The sequence below is a fragment of the Pseudomonas sp. P5_B2 genome (assembly GCF_056400445.1).
Genome location: NZ_JBFULH010000024.1, coordinates 22,215 through 28,703 on the forward strand (window position 1 = coordinate 22,215; position 6,489 = coordinate 28,703).

The 6,489-nt window shown below is 58.7% G+C and carries 7 protein-coding genes and 1 pseudogene; all 8 read left to right on the top strand.

Annotated features, from left to right (window positions below):
- The first annotated feature begins 3 nt into the window (after nucleotides 1–3).
- Entirely contained in the window at nucleotides 4–747 is a 744-nt protein-coding gene (gene fabG / locus AC1DRJ_RS04990) for a 3-oxoacyl-ACP reductase FabG (protein WP_477801118.1), read from the top strand.
- Between the two features lie 191 nt (nucleotides 748–938).
- Nucleotides 939–1,175, top strand: coding sequence for an acyl carrier protein (gene acpP / locus AC1DRJ_RS04995; RefSeq protein WP_003442511.1), 237 nt, complete (start codon nucleotides 939–941; stop codon nucleotides 1,173–1,175).
- A 111-nt stretch (nucleotides 1,176–1,286) separates the two neighbouring features.
- On the top strand, nucleotides 1,287–2,531 hold the full coding sequence (fabF, locus tag AC1DRJ_RS05000; protein WP_477801119.1) for a beta-ketoacyl-ACP synthase II: 1,245 nt from the start codon (nucleotides 1,287–1,289) through the stop codon (nucleotides 2,529–2,531).
- Nucleotides 2,531–3,346, top strand: a complete 816-nt coding sequence (gene pabC, locus AC1DRJ_RS05005) for an aminodeoxychorismate lyase (protein WP_477801123.1) — start codon at nucleotides 2,531–2,533, stop codon at nucleotides 3,344–3,346. Before fabF ends, pabC begins: the two co-directional genes overlap by 1 nt.
- 3 nt (nucleotides 3,347–3,349) lie before the next feature.
- Entirely contained in the window at nucleotides 3,350–4,645 is a 1,296-nt protein-coding gene (gene mltG, locus AC1DRJ_RS05010) for an endolytic transglycosylase MltG (RefSeq protein ID WP_477801120.1), read from the top strand.
- A 19-nt stretch (nucleotides 4,646–4,664) separates the two neighbouring features.
- Nucleotides 4,665–5,297, top strand: a complete 633-nt coding sequence (tmk, locus tag AC1DRJ_RS05015; RefSeq protein WP_477801121.1) for a dTMP kinase — start codon at nucleotides 4,665–4,667, stop codon at nucleotides 5,295–5,297.
- On the top strand, nucleotides 5,290–6,276 hold the full coding sequence (locus AC1DRJ_RS05020) for a DNA polymerase III subunit delta' (RefSeq protein ID WP_477801122.1): 987 nt from the start codon (nucleotides 5,290–5,292) through the stop codon (nucleotides 6,274–6,276). Before tmk ends, AC1DRJ_RS05020 begins: the two co-directional genes overlap by 8 nt.
- Nucleotides 6,277–6,370: 94 nt before the next feature.
- Nucleotides 6,371–6,489 (top strand): annotated as a pseudogene (locus tag AC1DRJ_RS05025) (hydrolase TatD); the annotation flags it as partial.

Below are 6,489 nucleotides of genomic sequence, written 5' to 3' on the forward strand. Positions count from 1 at the left end.
TGCATGAGTCTGCAAGGTAAAGTTGCACTGGTCACCGGCGCAAGCCGCGGTATCGGCCAGGCCATCGCCCTGGAACTGGGTCGTCAGGGTGCCATCGTGATTGGCACCGCGACCACCGCTTCCGGTGCCGAGCGCATCGGCGCAACCCTGAAGGAAAACGGTATTGAAGGCGCCGGGCTTGAGCTCAATGTCACCAGCGACGAATCCGTTGCTGCAGTACTGGCGAGCATCACAGCGCAATTCGGTGCCCCGGCGATTCTGGTCAACAATGCCGGTATCACCCGCGATAACCTGATGATKCGTATGAAAGACGACGAATGGCATGACGTTGTCGATACCAACCTGAACAGTCTGTTCCGCCTGTCCAAGGGCGTTTTGCGCGGTATGACCAAAGCCCGTTGGGGACGAATTATCAGTATTGGCTCGGTTGTGGGTGCCATGGGCAACGCAGGCCAAGTAAACTACGCTGCCGCCAAGGCCGGCCTGGAAGGTTTCAGTCGCGCACTGGCGCGTGAAGTCGGTTCGCGTTCGATTACGGTAAACTCGGTGGCCCCTGGGTTCATCGACACCGATATGACCCGCGAACTGCCCGAGGCACAGCGTGAAGCCTTGCAGACGCAGATTCCGCTGGGCCGTCTGGGGCAAGCTCAAGAGATCGCTTCGGTGGTCGCTTTTCTTGCATCCGACGGTGCGGCTTACGTTACTGGGGCTACAATCCCGGTGAACGGCGGGATGTACATGAGTTAAATGTGACGGATCGCTTCAAAAAAATGTCATACGAGCTGTCTAAAATCCGTTATAAAGCTGCAATCTATTTATAGGCAGAGGGCTGTCGGGTTTGAGGAGTGAAGCTTTCAGTTGAAAAGCTGAAAAGTCTTTCTATACACTTACCCACTGGCCAGCTGCCTGAATTTGTCCATTAGGAGTGAAAACAAGGTATGAGCACCATCGAAGAGCGCGTCAAGAAAATCGTTGCTGAGCAACTGGGCGTTAAAGAAGAAGAAGTGGTCAACACTGCTTCCTTCGTTGAAGACCTGGGTGCCGACTCCCTTGACACCGTTGAGCTGGTGATGGCTCTGGAAGAGGAATTCGAGACCGAAATCCCTGACGAAGAAGCTGAGAAGATCACTACTGTACAAGCCGCAATCGATTACGTTACTAACCACCAGGCTTAATAGCTTGTAATCGTTGCTTGCTGTCATGGAAAAACCGCACTGCCATCACGGCGTGCGGTTTTTTCTTTAGGCATGATGCAAAGTCGTCATTTGAAAAAAAAGGAGAGTGCTGTGTCGCGTAGACGCGTCGTAGTCACCGGTATGGGTATGTTGTCGCCACTGGGCACGGATGTGCCGAGCAGTTGGCAGGGCATTCTGGCTGGCCGCAGTGGCATTGGTCTGATCGAACACACCGACCTTTCTGCCTATTCCACCCGTTTTGGCGGCTCGGTAAAGGGCTTCAATGTCGAGGAATACCTCTCGGTCAAGGAAGCTCGCAAGCTCGACCTGTTTATTCAATACGGTCTGGCCGCAGGTTTTCAGGCTGTACGCAACGCCGGTCTGGAAGTCACTGACGCCAACCGTGAGCGTATCGGCGTGGCGATGGGTTCGGGTATTGGCGGTCTGACCAATATCGAAGAAACCAGCCGCACTTTGCATGAAACCGGCCCACGGCGGATCTCGCCGTTTTTCGTGCCCGGCTCGATCATCAATATGATTTCCGGTTTCCTGTCCATCCACTTGGGTGCACAGGGACCTAACTATGCCATCGCCACTGCGTGTACCACCGGTACGCACTGCATCGGCATGGCCGCCCGCAACATCATGTACGACGAAGCCGACGTGATGATTGCCGGTGGCGCCGAAATGGCCGCGTGTGGTCTGGGTATGGGTGGCTTTGGTGCCGCCCGCGCACTGTCGACCCGCAATGATGAACCGACCCGTGCCAGTCGTCCTTGGGACAAAGGCCGTGATGGCTTTGTATTGTCCGACGGTGCCGGTGCTCTGGTGCTTGAAGAGTTGGAACACGCCAAGGCGCGTGGCGCCACTATCTATGCCGAGCTGATCGGTTTCGGCACCAKTGGCGATGCATACCACATGACCTCGCCACCGGCAGACGGTGCAGGTGCTGCACGTTGCATCACCAACGCCCTGCGCGATGCCAAGATCAACGTTGATCAGGTTCAATACATCAACGCCCACGGCACCTCGACCTCGGCCGGCGACCTTGCCGAAGCCTGCGCGATCAAGTCGGTGTTTGGCGATCACGCCTACAAGCTGGCCGTCAGTTCGACCAAGTCCATGACGGGTCACTTGCTGGGCGCAGCGGGCGCGGTCGAGGCAATCTTCAGCGTGCTGGCGATCAACAGCCAGGTAGCGCCGCCGACCATCAACCTCGATGAGCCTGACGAAGGCTGCGACCTTGATTTCGTGCCGCACACGGCGCGCAACATGGACATCGACGTGGTGCTCTCCAACTCCTTTGGTTTTGGCGGTACCAACGGCTCGCTGGTGTTCCGCCGGTTCGCTGAATGATGGACAGCTGGGTCGACGGTCAGCCGGCTGACGCTCTGTCGCTGAAAGATCGCGGCCTGGCTTACGGTGATGGTCTGTTCGAGACCATTGCCGTGCGTGGTGGGCAGCCACTGTTGCTGGACCGGCATCTGTCGCGTCTGGCGCAAGGCTGTACGCGCCTGGCAATCGCTGTCGATCACGAGCTGATCCGCAGCGAACTGTTGGCCTACGCGGCAGCGCTCGGCGAGGGGGTGCTCAAGCTCATTCTCACGCGCGGCGACAGCTTGCGCGGTTATGCTCCTGATCCTGCGGCGCAAGCCCGACGCATCCTGCAAGGCAACCCTCCTGCTGCTTATCCGGCAGTTCATGCAGAGCAGGGCGTTCGTCTCTTCCCCTGTATCACGCGACTTTCTAACCAGCCCTTGCTCGCCGGCCTCAAACACCTGAACCGTCTTGAGCAAGTGATTGCCCGTGCCGAATGGCAGGACACCGAACACGCCGAAGGCTTGATGCTGGATCAGGCCGGTCGCGTGATCGAAGGCGTGTTCAGTAACCTGTTCCTGGTGCGCGATGGGATGTTGATCACCGCCGATTTAAAACGTTGTGGTGTGGCTGGCGTGATGCGCGGCGAATTATTGTTTCAAGCCGAGTCGTCGGGGATTCCTACGCAAATCACCGACATCAGCCTCGATCAACTGCAATGGGCGGATGAAGTCTTTGTCTGCAACAGCGTGTATGGCGTTTGGCCGGTGCGCGCCTATGCTGCTCTTAGCTGGCCGGTTGGGCCGCTCACCCGTAAACTCCAAACCATTGCCCGCGCGCTACTGGATGCTTGATACGTGAGACGTAAATTCTTGCTGCTGCTGGAAACCGGATTGGTTCTGGCGGGGCTGTGTCTGGGCGCTTCAGCCTGGAAAATTCATTCGGCGCTGGAACAGCCGCTGAACATCACCCAAGAAGAACTGCTGGAAGTGCCCAAGGGCACGACGCCAACCCGCACCCTTTATCGACTCGAAGCCAAAGGCATCATCAAGGATGCGTTTTGGTTGCGCGTTTACTGGCGCTTCAATCTTCCCAAGCAACCTCTGCACAGCGGCGAGTACCGCATGGTTCCAGGCATGACGGTTGAGGGGCTGATCGAACTGTGGAAACGTGGCGAAATGGTTCAATACAGCCTGACCCTGGTCGAAGGCTGGAATTTCCGTCAGGTGCGCGCAGCTCTGGCCAAAGACGAAAAACTCGAGCAGACCCTCGACGGGTTAAGTGACAGTCAGGTAATGGAGAAGCTCGGGCACCGCGGGATCTTTCCCGAAGGTCGTTTCTTTCCCGACACCTATCGGTTTGTGCGTGGCATGACTGACGTCGACCTGCTGAAAAAAGCCTATGACCGCCTCGACGAAGTGCTCGCCAAAGAGTGGAGTCAGCGCGCTGCGGATGTGCCCTATACCGAACCCTATCAGGCGCTGATCATGGCCTCGCTGGTGGAAAAGGAAACCGGCGTGCCACAGGAGCGTGGGCAGATTGCTGGCGTCTTCGTTCGACGTATGGCGATCGGCATGTTGCTGCAGACTGACCCGACGGTGATCTACGGTCTTGGTGATCGCTACAGCGGTAGATTGACCCGCGCCCACCTCCGCGAACCGACCCCGTATAACACTTATATGATATCGGGCCTGCCGCCGACGCCGATTGCCATGGTCGGTCGCGAAGCCATCCATGCTGCGTTGAACCCGGTCGCCGGCAACAGTCTGTATTTCGTCGCGCGCGGCGATGGCAGCCATGTGTTCTCCGATGATCTGGATGCCCACAACAACGCTGTGCGCGAGTATCAGATCAGGCGTCGTGCCGATTATCGCTCCAGCCCGGCACCGATCCCTGCATCACAGATGATGAATGGCGAAACGCTCGATACCGAAGCGCCGATTCCAGCGGCTTCGCCGAATTCCGATCCCGAGGCTTTGCCATCGGTGGCCCCACAGGAACCGGCTTCTGAACCGATACTTGAAGCGGCTCCTGCGCTGACACCTGAACCGGCTCCTGAAGCGGCGCCTGAACCGGCACCGGAACCGACGCTGACACCTGAGTCTGCACCTGAGCCCGCGCCGAATGCGGTCGCTCCGCAAGGCCCGCAATAATTCTGACTAAGGACTGCCCGTGACTGGCTTGTTTATTACCCTGGAAGGCCCGGAAGGTGCCGGCAAAAGCACCAATCGCGAGTACTTGGCCGAGCGCCTGCGCGCTGCCGGTATCGAAGTGGTCCTGACTCGCGAGCCGGGCGGTACGCCATTGGCAGAGCGGATTCGCGAGGTGCTGCTGGCACCGGCTGATGAAGTCATGAATCCCGACACCGAACTGCTGCTGGTTTTCGCCGCCCGCGCCCAACATCTGGCCGAAGTGATTCGGCCGGCGTTGGCCCGTGGTGCGGTAGTTTTGTGTGATCGCTTTACGGATTCGACCTACGCCTATCAGGGCGGCGGTCGCGGTTTGTCGATGGAGCGCATCGCGACTCTGGAGGCTTTCGTCCAGGGCGATCTGCACCCGGACCTGACGCTGATCTTCGACCTGCCAGTGGAAGTGGGCCTGGCTCGTGCCAGCGCTCGCGGTCGACTGGATCGTTTCGAACTCGAAGGCCGAATCTTTTTTGATGCGGTGCGCAGTGCATTTCTCAAACGCGCTGAAGCGGACCCTGCGCGATATGTGCTGGTCGATGCGGCCCAGCCGCTGGCGCAGGTTCAGCAGTCTCTGGACGTTCTGTTGCCGCGTCTGCTGGAGTTGACACGTGGCTGAAGCCTATCCGTGGCAGGACAGTCTCTGGCAGCAGTTGGCCGGCCGTAAGCAACACGCCCACGCCTATCTGCTGCATGGCCCGGCCGGGATCGGCAAGCGTGCGCTGGCCGAGCGGTTAATGGCCAGTCTGCTGTGCCAGCGTCCGACCGCGCAGGACGCGTGCGGTGAATGCAAATCCTGCCTGTTGCTCAAGGCGGGCAGCCATCCCGACAATTACATCCTGGAGCCCGAAGAAGCCGACAAGGCGATCAAAGTCGATCAGGTGCGCGATCTGGTCAGCTTCGTGGTGCAGACCTCGCAGATGGGCGGTCGCAAAGTGGTGTTGATCGAACCGGTCGAGTCGATGAACGTCAACGCCGCCAACGCCTTGCTTAAAAGCCTTGAAGAGCCGTCGGGTGATACTGTTTTGCTGTTGGTCAGCCACCAGACCAGTCGTCTGCTGCCGACCATCAAAAGCCGCTGCGTCCAGCAAGCCTGTCCGTTGCCGAGCAAAGCGATGAGCCTTGCGTGGCTGGCCAAAGCCTTGCCGGATTGCACGGAGGAAGAACGCATCGAACTGCTAACCCTGGCCGCCGGTTCGCCACTGGCGGCGGTCACCTTGCAAGCCCAGGGCGTGCGCGAGCAGCGGGCGCTGGTGGTCGAAGGGGTGAAGAAGTTGCTCAAGCAGCAACAATCGCCGACGCAACTGGCCGAAGGCTGGAATGCGATTCCGTTGTTGCTGTTGTTCGACTGGTTTTGTGACTGGTCGAGCCTGATTCTGCGTTATCAACTGACTCAGGATGAAGAAGGCCTGGGGCTGGCAGACATGCGCAAGGTGGTTCAGTACCTCGCGCAGAAAACCAGTCAGGACAAAGTCCTCGGTATTCAGGACTGGATCCTCACCCAGCGCCAGAAAGTGATGAGCAAGGCGAACCTGAACCGGGTGCTGTTGCTGGAAGCGCTGCTGGTGCAATGGGCGTCCTTGCCTACCCAGAAGTGATCGTCTGCGCCTAGACTCTGTGCATCTGCCCCCATTTGGTCGGAGCCCTCAAGTCCGACCGTCCCACTCATACGATGTAAGTTGCAGCCCTTTTATGCTCGTAGATTCCCATTGTCACCTTGATCGCCTCGACCTTGCCGCCCACGACGGCTCTCTGGATGCTGCACTCGATGCGGCCCGTCAGCGCGGAGTAGGGCACTTCCTGTGCATCGG

Bases quoted from the DNA above. Each gene is read 5' to 3' on its own strand.
- acpP (WP_003442511.1), top strand. From the start codon at position 939: ATGAGCACCATCGAAGAGCGCGTCAAGAAAATCGTTGCTGAGCAACTG.
- pabC (WP_477801123.1), top strand. From the start codon at position 2,531: ATGGACAGCTGGGTCGACGGTCAGCCGGCTGACGCTCTGTCGCTGAAA.